The sequence below is a fragment of the Muriicola sp. genome (assembly GCF_049669965.1).
Classification (GTDB): domain Bacteria; phylum Bacteroidota; class Bacteroidia; order Flavobacteriales; family Flavobacteriaceae; genus Muriicola.
Genome location: NZ_JBATLB010000022.1, coordinates 23797 through 43618, shown reverse-complemented (window position 1 = coordinate 43618; position 19822 = coordinate 23797). Strand labels below are relative to the sequence as shown.

21 protein-coding genes and 1 other RNA gene are annotated in these 19822 nt (G+C 41.6%); 14 read left to right on the top strand and 8 right to left on the bottom strand.

Annotated elements, in window-relative coordinates; translation table 11 throughout:
- Positions 1–144: 144 nt before the first annotated feature.
- From WBM49_RS01350 to WBM49_RS01340, 3 genes are read left to right on the top strand one after another with little or no spacing between them, the layout of a single operon-like run.
- Positions 145–1089 carry an FAD:protein FMN transferase gene (locus WBM49_RS01350; RefSeq protein WP_424370260.1) on the top strand — a complete coding sequence of 315 codons (945 nt, stop codon included), beginning with the start codon at positions 145–147 and terminating at the stop codon, positions 1087–1089.
- Positions 1089–1298 carry a DUF4266 domain-containing protein gene (locus WBM49_RS01345; RefSeq protein ID WP_424370263.1) on the top strand — a complete coding sequence of 70 codons (210 nt, stop codon included), beginning with the start codon at positions 1089–1091 and terminating at the stop codon, positions 1296–1298. Before WBM49_RS01350 ends, WBM49_RS01345 begins: the two co-directional genes overlap by 1 nt.
- 10 nt (positions 1299–1308) lie before the next feature.
- Positions 1309–2625, top strand: a complete 1317-nt coding sequence (locus WBM49_RS01340; protein ID WP_424370259.1) for a DUF3570 domain-containing protein — start codon at positions 1309–1311, stop codon at positions 2623–2625.
- A gap of 50 nt (positions 2626–2675) precedes the next feature.
- Here the strand turns inward: WBM49_RS01340 and rny are convergent, their stop codons facing one another.
- From rny to WBM49_RS01320, 4 genes are all read right to left on the bottom strand, one after another.
- A complete protein-coding gene (gene rny / locus WBM49_RS01335; RefSeq protein ID WP_424370258.1) occupies positions 2676–4244 on the bottom strand; it encodes a ribonuclease Y in 1569 nt (522 codons plus the stop codon).
- Positions 4245–4407: 163 nt separating this feature from the next.
- Positions 4408–4514: non-coding RNA, 6S RNA (gene ssrS / locus WBM49_RS01330), on the bottom strand.
- A 54-nt stretch (positions 4515–4568) separates the two neighbouring features.
- Positions 4569–4865, bottom strand: coding sequence for a cell division protein ZapA (locus tag WBM49_RS01325; RefSeq protein WP_424370257.1), 297 nt, complete (start codon positions 4863–4865; stop codon positions 4569–4571).
- A 12-nt stretch (positions 4866–4877) separates the two neighbouring features.
- Positions 4878–5168: a hypothetical protein gene (locus WBM49_RS01320; protein WP_424370256.1), complete on the bottom strand. Its 291-nt coding sequence runs from the start codon at positions 5166–5168 to the stop codon at positions 4878–4880.
- A gap of 214 nt (positions 5169–5382) precedes the next feature.
- Here WBM49_RS01320 and WBM49_RS01315 point away from each other — a divergent pair, with 214 nt between their 5' ends.
- The 3 genes from WBM49_RS01315 to WBM49_RS01305 are packed head-to-tail and all read left to right on the top strand — an operon-like array spanning position 5383 to position 10193.
- Positions 5383–7074: a M23 family metallopeptidase gene (locus tag WBM49_RS01315; RefSeq protein WP_424370255.1), complete on the top strand. Its 1692-nt coding sequence runs from the start codon at positions 5383–5385 to the stop codon at positions 7072–7074.
- Positions 7075–7078: 4 nt separating this feature from the next.
- The gene (locus WBM49_RS01310; protein WP_424370254.1) at positions 7079–9547 is read left to right on the top strand and encodes a TonB-dependent receptor; all 2469 of its coding nucleotides are present in this window, start codon (positions 7079–7081) and stop codon (positions 9545–9547) included.
- Between the two features lie 13 nt (positions 9548–9560).
- Positions 9561–10193, top strand: coding sequence for a hypothetical protein (locus tag WBM49_RS01305; protein ID WP_424370253.1), 633 nt, complete (start codon positions 9561–9563; stop codon positions 10191–10193).
- On the opposite strand, the gene WBM49_RS01300 is transcribed toward WBM49_RS01305, so the two are convergent.
- Positions 10190–11359, bottom strand: a complete 1170-nt coding sequence (locus WBM49_RS01300; RefSeq protein ID WP_424370252.1) for a cysteine desulfurase family protein — start codon at positions 11357–11359, stop codon at positions 10190–10192. The two genes, WBM49_RS01305 and WBM49_RS01300, sit on opposite strands and share 4 nt — an antisense overlap.
- A gap of 114 nt (positions 11360–11473) precedes the next feature.
- On the opposite strand from WBM49_RS01300, the gene WBM49_RS01295 reads away from it, so the two are divergent.
- Entirely contained in the window at positions 11474–11980 is a 507-nt protein-coding gene (locus tag WBM49_RS01295; protein WP_424370251.1) for a hypothetical protein, read from the top strand.
- Positions 11981–11988: 8 nt separating this feature from the next.
- Here the strand turns inward: WBM49_RS01295 and WBM49_RS01290 are convergent, their stop codons facing one another.
- Complete coding sequence (locus tag WBM49_RS01290) at positions 11989–12537, bottom strand: Smr/MutS family protein (protein WP_424370250.1); 549 nt, start codon at positions 12535–12537, stop codon at positions 11989–11991.
- A 156-nt stretch (positions 12538–12693) separates the two neighbouring features.
- On the opposite strand from WBM49_RS01290, the gene WBM49_RS01285 reads away from it, so the two are divergent.
- Genes WBM49_RS01285 through WBM49_RS01275 form a run of 3 tightly spaced genes read left to right on the top strand, consistent with a single transcriptional unit; the run spans position 12694 to position 13628 of the window.
- Complete coding sequence (locus WBM49_RS01285) at positions 12694–12954, top strand: DUF2752 domain-containing protein (RefSeq protein WP_424370262.1); 261 nt, start codon at positions 12694–12696, stop codon at positions 12952–12954.
- 14 nt (positions 12955–12968) lie between these two features.
- Entirely contained in the window at positions 12969–13301 is a 333-nt protein-coding gene (locus tag WBM49_RS01280; RefSeq protein WP_424370249.1) for a CCC motif membrane protein, read from the top strand.
- Positions 13302–13319: 18 nt separating this feature from the next.
- Complete coding sequence (locus tag WBM49_RS01275; protein ID WP_424370248.1) at positions 13320–13628, top strand: CCC motif membrane protein; 309 nt, start codon at positions 13320–13322, stop codon at positions 13626–13628.
- Positions 13629–13676: 48 nt separating this feature from the next.
- On the opposite strand, the gene recQ is transcribed toward WBM49_RS01275, so the two are convergent.
- Positions 13677–15878: a DNA helicase RecQ gene (recQ, locus tag WBM49_RS01270; RefSeq protein WP_424370247.1), complete on the bottom strand. Its 2202-nt coding sequence runs from the start codon at positions 15876–15878 to the stop codon at positions 13677–13679.
- A 231-nt stretch (positions 15879–16109) separates the two neighbouring features.
- Here recQ and WBM49_RS01265 point away from each other — a divergent pair, with 231 nt between their 5' ends.
- The 4 genes from WBM49_RS01265 to lptB are packed head-to-tail and all read left to right on the top strand — an operon-like array spanning position 16110 to position 19049.
- Positions 16110–17075 carry a KpsF/GutQ family sugar-phosphate isomerase gene (locus WBM49_RS01265; RefSeq protein WP_424370246.1) on the top strand — a complete coding sequence of 322 codons (966 nt, stop codon included), beginning with the start codon at positions 16110–16112 and terminating at the stop codon, positions 17073–17075.
- Positions 17075–17914, top strand: a complete 840-nt coding sequence (tatC, locus tag WBM49_RS01260) for a twin-arginine translocase subunit TatC (protein ID WP_424370245.1) — start codon at positions 17075–17077, stop codon at positions 17912–17914. Before WBM49_RS01265 ends, tatC begins: the two co-directional genes overlap by 1 nt.
- The gene (locus WBM49_RS01255; protein WP_424370244.1) at positions 17898–18248 is read left to right on the top strand and encodes a carboxymuconolactone decarboxylase family protein; all 351 of its coding nucleotides are present in this window, start codon (positions 17898–17900) and stop codon (positions 18246–18248) included. The genes tatC and WBM49_RS01255 overlap by 17 nt, the downstream gene beginning before the upstream one ends.
- 60 nt (positions 18249–18308) lie before the next feature.
- Positions 18309–19049: an LPS export ABC transporter ATP-binding protein gene (gene lptB / locus WBM49_RS01250; RefSeq protein WP_424370243.1), complete on the top strand. Its 741-nt coding sequence runs from the start codon at positions 18309–18311 to the stop codon at positions 19047–19049.
- Between the two features lie 32 nt (positions 19050–19081).
- Here lptB and WBM49_RS01245 read toward each other — a convergent pair whose 3' ends face one another.
- Positions 19082–19819, bottom strand: a complete 738-nt coding sequence (locus WBM49_RS01245) for a CDP-alcohol phosphatidyltransferase family protein (RefSeq protein WP_424370242.1) — start codon at positions 19817–19819, stop codon at positions 19082–19084.
- Positions 19820–19822: the final 3 nt, after the last annotated feature.

Genomic DNA, 19822 nt, shown 5'->3' with positions numbered 1-19822 from the left:
TGGTTCTGGATAAGGACGGGCAAGTTTTAGGTACCACAAGTTATCAAAAAACAGATCCTGCAACCTATATCAAACTTCTCGAATCCTTTAAATCCTGATTATAGGATGAACAGAACCTTCTTTCTTCTATGTACTTTGGGTGTTATGCTAAACGTTATCGCCCAGGAATCATTTACCCGTACCTTGAAACTAATGGGTACAAAATTCGATATTACCGTGGTGGCGGAAAGCGAAACCAAGGGTTCCGGCTATATTGATATGGCTGTCAATGAAATACGGAGAATAGAAAAATTAATCTCATCCTGGGATACAGAATCCGAGACCTCCGAGATCAATAGAAATGCCGGGATACAAGCGGTAAAAGTCTCTTCGGAACTTTTCGACCTTATAAACAGGTCGCTCGAGATCTCTGCCATAACTGATGGTGCCTTCGATATTAGTTATGCTTCCATGGATAAGATATGGGTTTTTGACGGTAGTATGAAGCAGATGCCCTCTGAGGAAGCAATTACAAGCTCCGTGGAAAAAGTAGGTTATAAAAATATCCTGTTAAACAAAACAGATTTTACGGTTTATCTGGCCAAAAAAGGAATGAAAATTGGTTTTGGGGGAATTGGCAAAGGATATGCGGCAGACAAAGCAAAAGCACTCTTGATACAACAAGGAGTTACCGCAGGGATCATAAATGCTTCGGGGGATATGAATACCTGGGGCCATCAACCCTCAGGGGAAGAATGGCAGGTAGCCATCACAAATCCTTTGAACAAAAATAAGGTCTTTGCCCTACTTCCTATTAAAGAAGGTGCGGTGGTGACCTCCGGGAATTACGAGAAATTCGTACGCTTTAATGGCATACGGTATAGCCATATCATCGACCCAAGAAGCGGGTATCCCTCCACAGGGATCATTAGTGCTACGGTTTTTGCGCCTAGCGCAGAATTGGCCGATGCCCTTGCCACTGCTATTTTTGTAATGGGAGTTGAAGTGGGATTAGACAGGATTAACCAACTCCCACAAATAGAATGTGTCATCATAGATGATAAAGGAGAAATTACGACCTCCCGGAACATACAAATTCAAAAGATATGATGCAAAGACTAATTATTGGCGTGGCCGTATTATGCTGTTTTTCCTCTTGTGTGGTGGTAAAGGAATACGATAAAGTATACCTCAATGACCCGGACATGGTGCTGGCCGACAGAAAATGCGATCGTAACCTCACCACCTTTCATTCCTACAGAGAGGCAGCCGCAGGTGCCAATGGAGGTAAAACAGGCGGAGGATGTGGTTGCAATTAATCAAAAAGGAATGACGCTAAAAACAATACCATTTACACTTTTTGGGATCCTTTTACTCTTTTGTTTTCAGGCTTCGGAAGCACAGGAAACCTATAAAAAAAGGGTGCTGGAGGTAGCCGAAGTTTCCTTCCTAAGTAGCTATTACACCCAGGATGGCAGCAATGCAGCCGTAACCGGGGGTATAGGAACAGAGGAACTTACAGATGCTACCGGGACTATTGTAGTTTCCATTCCATTGAATGACGATGATATTCTCACCGTAGATGCGGGCATTTCTGCCTATACCTCAGCAAGTTCGAGCAATGTGAACCCCTTTGATGGTGCTGCTCCTGCAAATGCCTTCCAGGCTTCTTCCGGAGCTTCCAGTAACGATGTTTGGAGCAATGTAACCTTTGGGTATAGCCATAGTTCGGACGACCGCAATACGAGCTGGAATACAAAACTGGCCGTTTCCATAGAATACGATTATTTTTCACTGGGTTTTGGTGGTGGCTTTACCCGACTTTTTAATGAAAAAAACACCGAATTAGGGGTCAACGCCAATATTTACCTCGATAAATGGAACGCTATTTACCCCTCAGAACTGCGTCCCTTCAACTCAGGGGGTGGTGGGATCAACGATCCCTTCTTTACCGTAAATCCAATAAGCGGAAATACAAATTACGATCCCTCTTTTTCAGCTTTTGAAAATGAGAACAGAAATTCGTATTCCCTGGGAGTCAACTTTGCCCAGATCCTCAGCCCCAAGTTACAAGGTATTCTCCTGGCGGATTTGGTTTCGCAGCAAGGTCTGCTGTCTACTCCTTTTCAACGCGTTTATTTCGGTGATGTGGCCGATTCCTTTATTCAGAAATTTCAATTGGCCGATGATGTGGAAAGACTACCCGATTCAAGATTAAAAGTGGCTGTAGGGGGCCGACTCAATTACTACCTGAATGAGATGGTAGTTGTTCGTAGTTATTACAGATACTACACAGATGATTGGGGCATTACTTCCCATACTGCCAATTTGGAAATTCCGGTGAAGATCTCAAATTCCTTTACGCTGTACCCCTCTTACCGGTATTATACCCAAACCGCTGCCGATTATTTTGCTGCCTTTGAAAGCAATCTTTCGACAGATGAATTTTATACCTCAGACTACGATCTGTCTGAATACAATGCCAACCAATTTGGAATGGGAATTACCTATACCGATATTTTTACCAACCTAAGGCTCTGGAAAATAGGTCTGAAACAGATCGATCTGAAATTCGATCATTACAAACGAAATTCGGGTCTGAGTGCAAGCATAGCGTCGGTTGCGTTTACCTTTCTGATGGATTAAGAGTAGTGTTCAACTCCCGGATAGTCTGGCCAGGAAAGTTATCCCTCCTTTTATTTAGCAACGTTTACAGAGCGGGTTTCCCTGATCACAGTTACTTTTACCTGCCCCGGATAGGTCATATCCGTCTGGATCTTTTGTGAGATCTCAAAAGACAATTGTGCTGCTTTCTCATCACTCACTTTCTCGCTCTCAACAATAACCCTGAGCTCTCTCCCTGCCTGAATGGCATAGGCCTTTTGTACCCCACCAAATCCAAAGGCAATATCCTCCAGATCTTTGAGTCGCTGTATATACGAATCGAGTACCTGTCTTCTGGCCCCCGGTCTGGCACCACTAATAGCATCGCAGACCTGAATAATAGGCGCAATGAGGGTTTTCATCTCTATCTCATCATGGTGAGCCCCAATGGCATTACACACATCAGGTTTTTCACCAAACTTTTCTGCCCACTGCATCCCAAGGATAGCATGTGGGGTTTCTACTTCGGTTTCTGTATTGGGTACCTTACCTATATCGTGCAGGAGTCCGGCTCTTTTGGCTAATTTAGGATTCAGCCCTAATTCTGCCGCCATTACTCCGCAGAGTTTTGCGACCTCTCTGGAATGCTGCAGTAAATTTTGTCCGTAAGAGGAACGATATTTCATTCTTCCTACTGCTTTGATCAATTCCGGATGCAATCCGTGAATTCCGAGATCTATAACGGTCCTTTTTCCAATTTCAACGATCTCTTGTTCTATCTGTTTTTCGGTTTTACGCACCACTTCTTCTATACGCGCCGGATGAATTCTGCCATCCGTAACCAGTTTGTGAAGCGACAGCCTGGCAACTTCCCTGCGCACCGAATCAAAACATGAAAGAATGATAGCTTCCGGTGTATCGTCTACAATAATCTCTACACCCGTTGCTGCTTCAATTGCCCTGATGTTTCTTCCTTCGCGACCTATGATCCTTCCTTTCACATCATCAGATTCCAGGTTAAAGACAGAAACACAATTTTCAACTGCTTCTTCGGTACCTATGCGCTGAATAGTATTGATCACGATTTTTTTAGCCTCTTGCTGTGCAGTAAGTTTTGCCTCCTCCAAGGTGGTCTGCATAAAGGCCATGGCTTCCGTTTTGGCGGTCTCTTTGAGGGATTCAAGGAGTTGATTGGTGGCTTCTTCTGCAGACAGGCCGGAAATAACTTCTAGTTGCTGCACCTGACTTTTATGTAATTTTTCGAGCTCGGAATGCTTCTTTTCGTACAATTCCACCTTGTGATCCAGATCCTTGATCTTGCCCTCCACCTGATCGTTAAGCTTCTTGTTCTTCGCCAGTTCGCTACTTACCAGAGACTCCTTATCCCTGGCGCGCTTTTCCGATTCTGAGATCTTCTTATCCTTGTTAATAATGACCTTTTCATGTTCCGCTTTTAATTCGAGAAACTTTTCTTTGGCCTGGAATATCTTATCTTTCTTTACATTTTCTCCTTCATTTTCTGCATTTTTAAGAAGCATTGCTGCTTCTTTTTTTGCGTTTGCCAAGGTTTTAGAAGCCTTTCCCTTTTCGAGAAATTTGGCAATTACAAAGCCAATAAGTAATCCTATGGCTCCTGCGATTAGTATTGTTGTAGTATCCATGAGTATGTTTAGTTTAAATGGGCATGGCCCAAATGTGCACTTGCTGGGAAGAGTTCTTCTGTGCTATTCCTTTAAGAATCTTCCTTTGTTGATTTTATTGGACCCCTATGCCAATAGGAATTCGGGGGCATAAAAAAAGCCCACATTGATGGAAGTTTTGTACAAACTCCTATGAACAGGTTTAGGGCTAACAGACTGATCAAGGATCCTTTCAAGAAGGCCTGCTTTTACAATCTAAACTCACCCTTTTTAAACAAATTAATGTTGAGTTTGTCAAAAATTAGGTACCAATGTGGGCAGTAACTTTGATGTATGTTAAAGAACTTATTTTAAGCTAAGCTTGGCATTTACCAGTTCGTCCAGAGCGGTCAAACGCTCCACAACGTCTTTAGTATCCTCCATTGTATCTATACCGCGTTGTTCAATCTTTGAGGCAAACTGTAAGGCACACATGGCCAAAACATCTTGTTTGTCTCTAACGGCATAATTTTGCTCAAATTTCTTGGCGAGTTGCTCAATATTTTTAGCTGCTTTTCTCAAGCCTTCTTCCTGACTTGGATCTATGGTTAAGGGATAAACCCTGTCTGCAATAGATAGCTTTATTTTTAGCTTCTCGGCCATATTATGAGTCCATTATTCAGCGAGTTGTGTGATGCAATGATCTATCTCTCTGATCAATGTATTTATTTTGAGCTTGGCTTCTGTTTTATTTGTTTCACTGCCCAGCATCGTATTTGCCAGTTTCAGGGATTCGTATTTCTCCTCCCATTCCAACACGGAATTCTTTGTGATTTCTTGGTCTGCTTTAAGCCGTTCCAATTCATCTTCCAGTTTTCCTTTAGCCTGATTGAGCAATTCTAACTTGTGTAATAACTTGCTTATCTTATTCTCAAGTGAATCAACTATTTCAACCAATTCGCTCATAGGCAACTATCAATGCTTCTAAACAAAGTTAAGACACCTAGAACGACTTAGCAATAGTTTTTTCATTTATTCCTTCTTATCCAATTGCATAATTGGCCAATAGCTTGCCAACAGCACAACTCCTCTATGTTTAATCGCCCCAAGATTCTTTTACTGCTGTATATTTATTTCAATGTTAAGCTGCTATTAATTAATTTCGCGCCAATTATTGTCTATGAAAAAACTGGTTCTACTTATTTGTTTGTTGCAGCTGCTTATATCCCCTGCACAGGAACAGTATCCTCAAGACGCTTTTAGGTCGCCCTTGGATATCCCTCTGATCCTCGCAGGAACCTTTGGAGAACTGCGTTCTAATCATTTCCATTCGGGAATAGATATCAAGACACAACAACGACAAGGATTGCCTGTGTTTGCTATTGGAGATGGAACAGTCACCAGGATTAAAATATCTCACTGGGGGTATGGAAAAGCATTATACATAGCTCACCCTAATGGATATACCTCTGTATATGCCCATTTACAAAAGTTTAGTCCGGAAATAGAAGCCTTTGTTAAAAAAACTCAATATCAAAAACGATCTTATGAGATTGAGGTCTTCCCGGAATACGGAGACCTCAAAGTATTCAAAGATTCATTGATTGCCTACACCGGCAATACTGGAGGCTCATCAGGACCCCATCTACATTTTGAAATCAGAAGTAGTATTTCCGAAAAACCCACCAACCCTCTCCTCTACGGCCTTGAGGTGCGAGATGCCACCAACCCATCATTGCAGGCCCTTTATGCCTATCCGCTGTCTACAAATGCAATAGTTAATCAAAGTAATGACAGAATTGAAATTCCCTTTAGCAGACAAGCGGATGGCACGTATCTGGCAGAAACAGTAGAAGCACTAGGCACTATTGGTTTTGGTATTACCGCTTATGACCGACAAGATCTGGCAGCAAATCAAAATGGCCTGTACGCTTTAAAGCAAACTGTAAATGGTACAGTTTACGCTGCTTTGGATTTTGAAAAATTTTCCTTTGGAGAAACCCGACTCATAAATACGCTTATAGACTATGAGTACTTTGCCAAATACAGAAGAAGAATTCAACGGTGCTTTTTAACAGCCGGTAATGACCTAAGTATTTACCGCGACTTGAAAAATGAAGGAAAAATAAGGGTTGACGAGGGCGCTTCTTATCAGGTTGAAATTGAAATGAGTGATCTGGAGGGAAATGTTACCAAGCTTATAATCCCGGTTAAAGGTGCACAACAAACACTACTCAACAAGAAAGAATCACTTAAAACAGAACATTATATAATTGCAACAAAGCCAAATAATTTTGAGTTGGGCAAGGCAAAGGTGTATTTTCCGGCCAATACTTTTTACGATGACTTTTATATAAACCTTCAGCACAGAGGGGATACCATCACTGTACACAACAACAGCGTTCCTGCTCAAAAGAATTTCACCCTCACCTTCGATATCACACAAATGCCGGAGGACTACCTAAAAACAGCTTTTATTGCCCGTCTCGATGAAAAAAACAAGCCAGATTATATAAAAACGTACAAAAGGGATAAGACGTTCACCGCCCGTACCAGGGACCTGGGAACTTACACCATTGCTCAGGATACCACACCTCCGCTGGTTAGGCCCAAAAATTTTAAATCCAAACAATGGCTCTCCAACTACAAGTATCTCAGTCTATTGATTGCTGATGATCTCAGTGGTATTGGGACCTATGAAGCCACTTTAAACGGTGAATGGATACTGATGGAGTACGAACCAAAGACACGAACACTTACCTTTAATTTTGACGATAAAGTGCTTGATAAAAAGCAGTATGAACTGCAGGTAGTGGTCACCGATAATGTGGGGAATTCTACTACCTTTACAAGTAGTTTTTATAGAAATTAGCCTATTGAATCGTTACGGGATCTTACTATTTATATTGTTCCTTTGTGCTGCACACCCCTTGTTAGCACAATCTGCCACCATAACTGGGATCATCCTGGATGAAGAGAACAGGCCGCTGTCTAATGTTACCATTGCCACAGATCGCAAAGGAACGATCTCCGATAAAACTGGTTTTTATCTCCTGGAGGTGCAGGCAGAGACCGAGATTACCCTTGTCTTTTCTCATCTAGGTCATGAACGGGTGGAGCTAAGAGGACTTGTTTTAAATACCAACCAGGTATTTGCCTTCAACCCGGTTATGAAAACAAGTATCATCCAAATAGACAGTGTTGAAGTGACAGCAACCGGAGAGAGGTCTGTTTCAGGCATCACCACGCTTTCCCCTGAGTTGGCAGCAAAGATCCCGGGGGCAAATGCCGGAATTGAGAATGTATTAAAACTGCTTCCCGGTGTTTTTTCAAACAACGAGCTTAGTACCCAATATGGCGTTCGTGGCGGGAATTACGATGAAAACCTTGTCTATGTAAATGAAATTGAGGTCTACAGACCTTTTCTTATACGCGCCGGGCAACAGGAAGGATTTAGTTTTGTTAACAGTGATCTCGTAGAAAAGATATCTTTTTCGGCTGGTGGATTTCAGGCCAAGTACGGTGACAAACTCTCTTCTGTATTGGATATTACTTATAAAACTCCCACCCGTTTTGCCCTGCAGGGGGAAGCCAGTTTATTAGGTGCCAGCATTAGTATGGAAACCATGTCCAAGGAAAAAAACTTTAGCAGCGTAAGTGGCGTGCGCTATAGAAATAATAGTCTCTTGGTCAATAGCCAACAAACCCAGACGAACTTTAATCCAATTTTTGTTGATCTGCAGACATATCTTAGCTACAGGGCCTCCCCAAAGGTACAGTTGCATTTTTTAGGAAATCTAGGCGTTAATGAGTATCGGAATCAACCTCAATCCAGACAAACCAACTTTGGCACCATAGCCAACCCTCAGGCCCTGCAGATCTTTTATCTGGGTCAGGAAAAGAATACCTATGCAACAGCTTTGGGTGCGTTAAAAGCAGATTATATCGTGAATGACCAGCTGCGTCTTAATTTTATTTCATCGCTTTACCACACCATTGAGGAAGAGTACTCGGATGTGATCGCACAATACGAACTGGGAGAAATTGAAACCAATTTAGGAAGCAATGAGTTGGGAGAAATAACCTCTTCCCGTGGTATTGGGGGCCAATACAATCGTTCTCGAAATGACCTGGATGCACTTATTCACACCCTGTCTCACAAAGGGGAATATAGAGCAAATTCCTCTGTTGTAACATGGGGAATGCGTTATACCTATGAGGATGTGCGCGACCGGATTCGAGAATCCGAATTTATTGATTCAGCAGGGTTTTTTGTTCGCCCGCCATTGGAAGAATTTATAAATAATCAACCAGAAGAGCCATTTGCTGCGCCCTTGGAGGCATACCGCAGTGTCAATGCTACAAATGCTACTCAGACCCAACGCCTGGCGGCCTTTGTTCAGTTAGGAAAGCGAACCGCCATTGGAACAAACACATTTACATACAACCTTGGAATAAGGGCGCAGTACTGGAATTTGAAAGGGGATGGTTTTTCTGAAAATTCTCAATTTATCATTAGTCCAAGGGTGCAATTTGCACTTAAACCGGCATGGGAAAAAGATATGGTGTTCCGCTTTAGTTCCGGAATTTACCAACAACCCCCATTTTACAGGGAATTGAGAGATTCCGAAGGTGTGATTCGCCCCGAAGTTGAGGCTCAAAAGGCATTTCATCTTCTTTTGGGAAATGAATACAGTTTTAAGCTATGGAACAGGCCGTTCAATTTAGATAGTGAAATGTATTACAAAACTCTTTGGGATGTAAACACGTATACCCTGGAGGACGTACGTATTCGCTATGCGGCGAACAATAACGCAACAGCTTATGCATATGGTCTTGATCTCAGATTATACGGGGCTTTTGTACCCGGCACCGAGTCCTGGATCAGTTTGGGATATGTTACCACCAAGGAAAATTCTGAAAACAGAGGCTATATTTCCAGGCCAACGGACCAACGCTTAAAAGCAGCTATTTTATTCCAGGACTATGTTCCAACCATCCCCAATTTAAAAATGTATCTCAATCTGGTATATAGTACCGGAGTACCAGGTGGCTCACCCAGTTATGCTGATCCCTATATATTTCAGAACAGATTAAGAGATTATAAACGGGCCGATTTGGGAATTTCTCATATTTTTGTAGACGAAAATCATTCTTTTCCTGAAAGCCATTGGTTACATTATTGTAAAGAATTGCAACTGGGCTTTGAGATTTTCAATCTATTTAATAATCAAAATGCCATCACGAACACCTGGGTGCGAGACGTGGACAGCAAAAACGAATTTGCGGTTCCCAATTTTATGACCTCACGTATTCTCAATATAAAATTACGTGTTCGATTTTAGTAAAGCTATATAAATGAAACGATTTTTTTACATCCTTATTTTTTTGCCTTTGTTCTCATTACAGGCGCAAAAGAATATCTACGAAAGTGAAAAGTTTAAGACCCTCAGTGAGGACCATAAGGTATTGGCCATCTTACCTTTTTTTACAAATCTTGAACTAAAAGAAGAAGTGAATGAGTCCGATCTGGGTAAACTGGAAGAGCGGGAAGGCTATGCGGTTCAGGATGCGCTGGAAACTTATTTTGGCAGAGGCAAAAAGCGTAAGAAATTCTCCGTAGATTTTCAAAACACCGACAATACCAATGCGATCCTGGCACAAATGAACATCACCTACAAAAACATCGATACTTATACCATTAAGCAATTAAGTGAGATACTGGAAGTAGATGGGATTGTAAGTGGCAATATGGATCTGAATATATTACTTTCAGAAGGGGTGCCTTCCAATTTTAGTTTTATGGATTATATTCTTGGAGATGCCAACTACGGCCGGATTGGAATTAAGGTTAGCGACGGGGCAACAGGTAAATTATTGTGGAAATACGAAAAGGAGATCAATAAAAAATCTGGGAGGAATACTACAGATCTCATAGAATCCATGATGAAGAAAGCGACAAGAAAATTTCCGTACGACAAGGAGCGCTAAGTGATAGCCGATGATTTTTCGTCCTTGCAGAATTCCTTCAACACCGCCACTGCATAGTCTATTTCTTCATTTGTATTATAAATGGAAAAAGAAAATCGAAGCGACGGATTCTTTTGTTCTTCTGCTGTAAGGATCTCCGAGAGCACATGAGACCCCGCATCGCTTCCAGACTGACAGGCACTGCCTTTTGAACACGCCACACCCTTTATATCCAAATGGAACAATAACATAAGGGCCTTTTCCTGAGAAATTGGTAAACGCACATTTACCAGCGTATAGGTACTCTTATCCATATCCCCGGAAAGACCATTGAATTGTGCCTCGGGAAATGCCTTTCTAACCGTTTTAATAAAATGGTCCTTTAAGGAGGAAACATACTTTTTTTCCTGCTCTAAATTCTCATAGGCAAGAACAAAGGCTTCCTCCAGACCCACAATATTGTGAAATGGTTCGGTACCAGCTCTGTATCCCCTTTCTTGAGAACCTCCTACGATCATCGGTTTTAGACCACAGTTCTTTCTCAAAAAAGCAAAACCAACCCCTTTTGGGCCATGAAATTTATGAGCAGCGGCGGTCATAAAATCGATCGGCGTTTTCTGAACATCCCAGGAATAATGCCCAATAGATTGCACGGTATCCGAATGAAACAATGCATCAAATTCTTTACACAAAGAACTGACGGCCTGCATATCAATGAGATTGCCTATTTCGTTATTCACATGCATTAGGCTCACCAAAGTCTTCCCCACTTGCCCTGCGAGTAAGTGCCTAAGGTGACCCAAATCAGGATTACCCTGTGCGTTAAGTTGTACATACAGCACTTCTACCTGCTCATCTTTTGCCAGTTCCTCAACAGTATGCAGAACGGCATGATGTTCAATTTTGGTGGTAATGATGGTGCGAACTCCAAGATCTCTTACGGCGCAGCGCAAGATCATATTATCTGCCTCTGTACCGCCTGAGGTAAAGATGATCTCCGAAGGATGGGCATTTAAATATTTTGCAATGGTCTTTCTGGCAGTTTCTATAGCCGTCTTGGCAGATCTTCCAAAACCATGGGTTGAGGAAGGATTGCCATAACAATTGCTAAGGGCATGCTGCATTTTCTCTATTACTTCTTCCCGTACCCTGGTGGTTGCTGCATTATCGAAATAAACCTGTGACATGTCCATTTATTCAGTGTGAGATGTATTCAAAAATAAAGGAAATAAACGTAAAATCTTTCAAAAAGGAAGATAAAGGTATAGGTTTTTACTTCTATTTTACTGTAACTTTGACGTATGAAACGAACCTTTTTACTGCTGCTATCCGTAATTTTATTTGCCTGTAATGATGGGGATCTACAAATAGCGTCAATAGATTTCGACAGTGTTTCCATTCAAACCTGCGAGTCTACGATCACCACCTCCAGTACGGTATTTTTTAAAATTAACGGAGAAGAGGCACTCATCCTTGAATTACAAAGCGGACTCCTCCAAAATGTAGCATCCCAGGATACTATTATTAGCGCTATACCCACTCAGAGTTCCCTGATTTACCGCTTGTTTGACGGAACAGTGAATACAAACTACTTTTGCGACGCCATACCCTTAACAAGCCCCGGTGTACTAGAAGAAATTGAAGCTACAGTCGGAGAAGTATTGATAAGCACCATACAGAACGCATCAGATTCTACCCAATTTGATCATACCATTCAACTTCGCAATATTAGCCTGATCAATGAACAAGGTGAACGGGTGACCAATGTAACTATCAATGACTTTGGTACGATTACCACCTCGCAATAAGTAACTCTTCAGGGATTTTGATAAATGTAGATCTCGGTAGCTCCAAGACCATATTTCTGATAATCTGCATCGTAGTGGGTGATATTTGGATACTTACGGAACAGGTAATACAATTCCTCCTTTAAAACGCCTTCCCCTACTCCATGAATAAAAACAACTTTTTGGATGCGTTTTTTGATCGCAAATTCTAATTGTCTTTTGGCGGTCTCCAGTTGTATATTCAACATATCAAAATTGCTCATCCCCCGGTTACTTGGCACCAACTGATGGATATGCAGATCTACTTCCATTTTTGGCATCGTACGGTCCTTGGCCTTTACTTTCGCGGGTCTTTTCTTGGGTGGGGTATCTTTTTGGTTCTTAGCTTCTGCTACTTCAAAATTACTAACCTTGATCGAAGTTGGTCCTGTCTCAACCAGCAATTCCGATCTGTCAAACTCTAGTTCGAAACCATCTGAGGATCGCATAGTAACTATATCTCCATGCACCCTTGTGACAGTGCCGGTCATTGTATCGTCCAGGACCTGTACTTTATCCCCTATCTCAATTTTTTTCATTTGATGTATTAGAATTGTTTTTGAAATGGATGTAAGCAGAAAAATAAAAAGTAGAATTTATTTTCATTCCCTAAAATTAATAGTATTTTTCGGTTTAAGAACTGTAATAAACTATTGGTGAAACTGGCATTATTTTTTTTCTCTGTAAAAGACTATATGTTGCCTTGTTTAAGCAAGCAGGTGCTTGGTATAGAGTGTCCGGGTTGTGGTATTCAGCGAGCGGTCTATTTGTTATTTCAGGGAGAATTTTTTGCCGCTTTCAAAATGTATCCGGCTATTTATCCAATTTTGGCCCTTTTTGGGTTTTTGTTTTTGGATCAGCTAATAAAAATTAAATACGTCAATAAAATCATCATTAGTCTGATGATCATAAGTGTTCTTTCAATTCTTATTAATTACTTTTTAAAAATCATTTAACCAATTAAACCCTTATGGAACAACAAAAATTACCCAACGTTACTATAGCTATTGTCCTGGCAATTCTATCATATGTTTGCTGTTGTATGTCTGGAATACCGGCGGTCATCATGTCTGGTATTGGACTTTTTCTGGTGAAAAAGGACGAAAAGACGTTTATGGAAAATCCGGAGCTGTATTCTAATCACAGTCAGTTAAAAACAGCTAAGATCCTTACCATCATAGGATTGGTGCTGGGGATTTTGTATTTATGTTATACCATCTACGCCATACAGTCCATGGGCGGCTGGGACGCTTATATGGAGAAGACGCAGGAGATCATGGAGCAATTCGGAGTAGAAGAATAAATCTTAATATATAAACCAATGAACCAACAATCACTCCCCGGGGCCAGTAATGCCCTTACCATGGGCATATTATCAGTTGTCCTAACCTTGTTATGTTGCGGCCCTTTTGGGATCATCTTTACCATAATTGGTCTTAATAGTGCCGGGAAAGCAGAACGTTTGTACCTTGATAATCCTGGAATGTATTCTGGCTATGAGAACGTTAAAACTGGCAGGGTACTCTCCTATGTTGGCCTGGCCCTTGCGCTGTGTTACTTGCTATTTTTTATCTTGTACTTTGGGGCCATTATTGCATTTATAACTGCAGGTGAATTCAATGATTTCTAAAAAATAAAAACCCCGAAATATCGGGGTTTTTTTATTTTTATTACCAGATTAATTGGCCACCTCGCTCATAAACTTGAGGCGATATAATCTAAGTTCCTCGTCCTCATAATCCCCGTCAAATTCTTTTAAGGCCTCCTCTATATCATCAGATTCTGCATCCAGAAAGTATTCGTGAATTTCATCCTGCTGGTCTTCATCCAGGATCTCGTCTATCCAATACCCAATGTTCAGTTTGGTACCACTAAAGACGATCTGTTCCATTTCTTTTACCAATTCGCTGATCTCTAATCCTTTGGCCGCTGCAATATCATCCAGGGGTAATTTTCGATCAACATTTTGTATGATGTACAATTTTAATCCTGAATTTGCACCAGTACTTTTAACGACCAGATCATCTGGCCGTATGATCTCATTTTCCTCTACATATGAATTGATCAATTCCAGAAAAGGGGCTCCATATTTCTTTGCCTTTCCTTCGCCTACCCCATGAATGGTGATCATCTCTTCCATACTTACCGGGTATTTAAGTGCCATATCATCCAGGGAAGGATCCTGAAAAACTACAAAGGGTGGCACATCCAGTTTTTTGGCTTCTAATTTTCGCAGGTCTTTCAACAGTTTTAAGAGTCGCTCGTCAGCAACGCCTCCGGAATTTTTGGCTGCTGAAACGATGGCGTCGTCCATCTCCTGGTTGTATATGTGGTCCTTGGTCATCATAAAGGAAGCTGGCTCTTTTAAAAATGCTTTTCCAGCTGCTGTTACATGAAGTATCCCATATTGTTCAATTTCTTTTTTGAGTAGACCAGCTACCAGCACCTGGCGTATCAGCGCCATCCAATACTCCTTTGGTCTGTCTGAGCCCGATCCGAAGAAGTCCTTCTCATCGGTCTTGTGAGAGGCTATGAGGGCATTCGTAGAACCTGTCAAGGTTTTTACAATTTCTTTGGACTTAAATTTCTCATTCGTTCCCTGCACTACCTTAATCAACTTAACCACGTTTTGCATGGCCTCTTCTTTTTCCTTGGGATTTCTGGCATTGTCGTCCATCCCAGCTCCTTCGCCATCTACCTCATCGAATTCTTCCCCAAAATAATGCAGTATAAATTTTCTCCGTGAAATTGAGGTCTCCGCATAAGCTACGATCTCCTGCAACAAAGCATTGCCTATCTCCTGTTCTGCTACAGGTTTTCCCGACATAAATTTTTCGAGTTTTTCTACGTCCTTGTACGAATAGAAAGCAAGACAGTGACCTTCTCCCCCATCCCTTCCGGCTCTGCCTGTTTCCTGATAATAACTTTCAATACTCTTGGGGATATCGTGATGAATCACATAGCGAACATCTGGTTTGTCAATACCCATGCCAAAGGCAATGGTAGCCACCACCACATCTACATCCTCCATAAGGAACATATCCTGATACCTGGATCTTGTCTTCCCATCAAAACCAGCATGATAGGGCACGGCACTTACCCCATTGACCTGCAGCACCTGTGCAAGCTCTTCAACCTTTTTACGGCTAAGGCAATAAATGATCCCTGATTTTCCAGAATTCTTTTTTACAAATCGAATGATATCCGCATCTACGTTCTTGGTCTTTGGCCTCACTTCATAGTAAAGGTTAGGCCTGTTAAAGGAAGCCTTAAATAATTTGGCATCCGGGATACCTAGATTCTTAATAATATCTTCCTGCACTTTTGGAGTTGCGGTAGCCGTTAAGCCTATGATAGGTATATCATCCCCCAGTCTGTTGATGATTGATCTTAAATTTCTGTACTCAGGTCTGAAATCGTGACCCCATTCAGAGATACAGTGGGCTTCATCAATAGCAACAAAAGAGAGTGGAACCGATTGTAAGAATTGGATGTAGTCTTCCTTTGTGAGAGATTCCGGGGCTACGTATAACAATTTGGTGATCCCGTCAGAAATATCCTGTTTCACTTGTTTTACCTCCGTCTTGTTTAGTGAAGAATTCAGCACATGTGCAACACCGTGTTGGGAGGAAATACCCCTGAGGGCGTCTACCTGATTCTTCATTAAAGCGATCAAAGGAGAAACCACTATGGCCGTGCCTTCCTTCATAAGTGCAGGAAGTTGGTAACAAAGAGATTTGCCGCCACCTGTGGGCATGATCACAAAAGTGTTGCGCCCTTCGGCAACATTTTTAATTACCTGCTCCTGAAGGCCCTTAAACGTAGAAAATCCAAAATATTTTTTGAGCGAAGTCTGAAGTTCCGTATCATTCAATACCATTCCCTAATTATTTATTTTATCTCCTCATCATAATGAATCCCTTTCACCGTAATAAGCTATTGATAACTAGATGTTCTTTTGGGTTGTAGTAGTATTTTTCTTGAATTATAAGCGCATCCTATAAAATAAGTTTGCGTAATTTTGTTTTCTTAAATATAATACATTCTTTTAGAAAGCGATTACAATTTAAGACAAAATCTGCATTCATTTTCACAAATTCACAGAGCTACTTTGAGCAATAGCAAGGGCATATTGGAACTGGCAAAAAAAACCATACGTACAGACGGAGACGCTATCCATCATTTAGTTTCACTTCTGGATCAGCAATTTGCAGATGCCGTAGCATGTATTTATGAAGGGGAAGGCAGAGTTGTTATTACGGGAATAGGAAAAAGCGCTTTAATTGCTTCCAAAATAGTGGCCACATTAAATTCAACAGGGACACCAGCTATTTTTATGCATGCGGCAGATGCCATCCATGGAGACCTTGGGACCATACAACAGAAAGACATAGTGATCTGCATCTCCAAGAGTGGCAATACTCCGGAGATCAAATTATTGGTCCCCCTGATCAAAATTGGCAGCAATAAATTAATTGCCATGACAGGAAATACAGAATCCTATTTGGCTGAGCAATCAGATTTTGTATTAAATACCTTTGTTGAAAAAGAGGCCTGCCCTAATAACCTCGCACCCACCACCAGTACTACCGCCCAACTTGTAATGGGTGATGCGTTGGCCATTTGTCTTTTGGAGCTTAGAGGATTCAGCTCTAAGGATTTTGCAAAATTTCATCCCGGGGGTACATTGGGTAAAAAATTATATCTGCGGGTATCTGATATTGCAGCCAAGAACATGACACCACAGGTTGAGGCAAATTCGGCTATAAAAAATGTGATTGTGGAGATCTCTGAAAAGATGCTTGGCGTTACCGCTGTTTTGGAAGATGGTAAACTCATCGGGATCGTCACGGATGGAGATATTCGAAGGATGCTAAACAAATATGAAAATATCAATGGGTTAACGGCCAGAGATATCATGACCATATCTCCAAAAACAATTGCTCCTGAGGTCCTGGCTGTCAATGCGTTGAAGGAAATGCAAAACAACGGTATCTCTCAGTTGCTGGTGAAAAAAGATGATACTTACCTTGGCGTGGTACACTTACACAACTTAATTAACGAAGGTATACTTTAATGGCACAAAGAACCAAGGACCCCAACGAGATGTCTTTCCTGGATCATTTGGAAGAGCTGAGATGGCATTTAATACGTTCAACCCTGGCAGTAGTAATTGTGGGAATGGTGGCTTTTTTAATGAAAGATTTTATCTTTGACACCGTCATTTTCGGACCCAAAAAACCCGATTTCCCTACCTATGCACTCTTCTGCAAGCTGTCTAAAATGTTAGGGTTCAGCGAGGCCTTTTGCAGTTCGGAACCCCTATTCCGGGTACAGAGCAGGGTAATGGCCGGGCAGTTTTCGGCACATATCTGGACCTCTATTTGGGCCGGATTTATCATCTCCTTTCCCTATATCTTGTACGAAATGTGGCGTTTTATTAGTCCGGGCTTATACGAAAAGGAACGCAATACGTCCAGAGGATTTATTTTTGTCGCTTCCCTTCTATTCTTTATGGGGGTTCTCTTCGGGTACTATGTGGTAGCACCCTTATCCATAAACTTCCTTGGGAGCTACACTGTTAGCAAAGAGGTCTTTAACGATATTGATCTCGGCTCTTATATTTCCACAGTAAGGGCTGCTGTCATTGCCTGTGGGCTTATCTTTGAATTACCAATAATAATATACTTCCTTACCAAGGTGGGTCTGGTTACTCCAGAGATCTTAAAAAAATACAGGAAGATTGCGTTGGTCATCGTGCTAATTATATCTGCCGTAATCACTCCTCCTGACGTAGCTAGCCAGATCATTGTGGCGGTTCCTGTTTTGATCCTATATCAATTGAGTATTTATATTTCCGGATATGTCCTGAAAAAAGAAGCTAAAAGAGCAAAAAAACATGCCAAATCAACTTGAAGAATTTAATGCATATCGCTCCAGAATGAATGAAAAATTACTGGGTGCCGATAATAAACTTATAAAGCGCATTTTTAACCTGGATACCAATGCCTATGCTGCTGGCGCCTTAGATGTTAAGACCAAAGAATTACTAGGCCTGGTAGCCTCTGCTGTCTTGCGGTGTGACGATTGCGTAAAATACCATTTGGAAAGCGCCCATAAAGTAGGTGCCAGTAAGGAAGAAGTAATGGAAACCCTTGGCATCGCAACCCTTGTGGGAGGGACTATTGTGGTACCGCATTTGCGAAGGGCCTATGAATTTTGGGAATTACTGGAAAACCAGGAAGGTTAAAAAAATTGTAATTCCTTTTTCCTCCATATAGAATACTGTAGTTTTAACCCATATCTTTCTATGAAGCTCAGAGCAGAAAATATTATGAAGGCCTACCGCGGCCGCAAAGTAGTAAAGGGCATTTCCCTGGAGGTCAATCAGGGTGAAATCGTAGGACTACTAGGTCCAAACGGTGCCGGAAAAACCACCTGTTTTTATATGATTGTTGGCCTCATAAAACCTAATGGTGGAAAGATTTTTCTAGACGATACGGAGATCACGAAATTTCCCATGTATAAGCGAGCACAAAACGGAATAGGATACTTGGCCCAGGAAGCCTCCGTTTTTCGCAAGCTAAGCATTGAGAAGAACATTCTCAGTGTACTCCAACTTACCAAGCTGAGTAAAAAAGAGCAACTAATGAAAATGGAGCAGCTCATAGAGGAATTTGGCCTTGGGCATATCAGAAAGAGCAGGGGCGACCTCCTTTCAGGGGGAGAAAGACGAAGAACGGAGATAGCCCGTGCCTTAGCCACAGATCCCAAATTTATTTTATTGGATGAACCTTTTGCCGGCGTAGATCCGGTAGCCGTGGAAGACATACAACGCATTGTCGCACAGTTAAAAGATAAGAATATTGGGATATTGATCACCGATCACAATGTTCAGGAAACCCTTGCCATTACCGAACGATCTTATCTAATGTTCGAAGGAGGCATCTTAAAATCGGGTATCCCGGAAGACCTGGCGGAAGATGAAATGGTTCGTAAAGTGTACCTGGGGCAAAATTTTGAACTTCGAAAGAAAAAACTGGAATTCTAGTTTTTAACGGCCGCTACCTACCTATTTTTTTACTATTTCTTTTCCTGAGGCAGGAAAAGTGAGCTTAGCAGATACAGCAAAATAATAGCCGGAATTGCCAAAAACTTCATGGTTCCAATAAAGACCAGACTTATAAAAATAAAGATATACCGCATGGCATTGTCTTTAAAGTCCCAGGTCTTAAACTTAAATGCAAATAGCGGGATAGGTGCATTTAAGAGTAAGCTGCTACCCAGTGTTAGAACGATTAAAAACCAGGGGTTCAAAATAATAGCGTTGAGCGCATCATTTCCGTTGAAAATCAGGATAAGAGGTAAGGAGATAATGAGAAGTGCATTCGCAGGGGTGGGCAGGCCAATAAACGATGTGGTTTGGTTCTCGTCAATATTGAAACGTGCCAATCTGTAGGCAGATGAAAGCGTAACGGTAAACCCAATGAATGGCAGCAGGCCATGGAAGGAGTACCAATTCATGTTTTCTGTTATCTTCAGGTTCCACCCCCCGGTCTCGCTCATAGTTAGCAATTGAAACATTACTATTCCCGGGACCAAACCAAAGGTGATCATATCGGCCAGGGAATCTAGTTGTATTCCAAGCGGACTTTGCACCTTTAATAACCGTGCAGACAGCCCATCAAAAAAATCGAAGAACATTCCCAAGAAGACAAAAAACGCCATAATTTCCCACTGATTCTTAACCGCGAATACCACAGCCAAACAGCCCGAAAATACATTCATTAGCGTAAGTATATTGGGGATGTGATTCTTCACCTT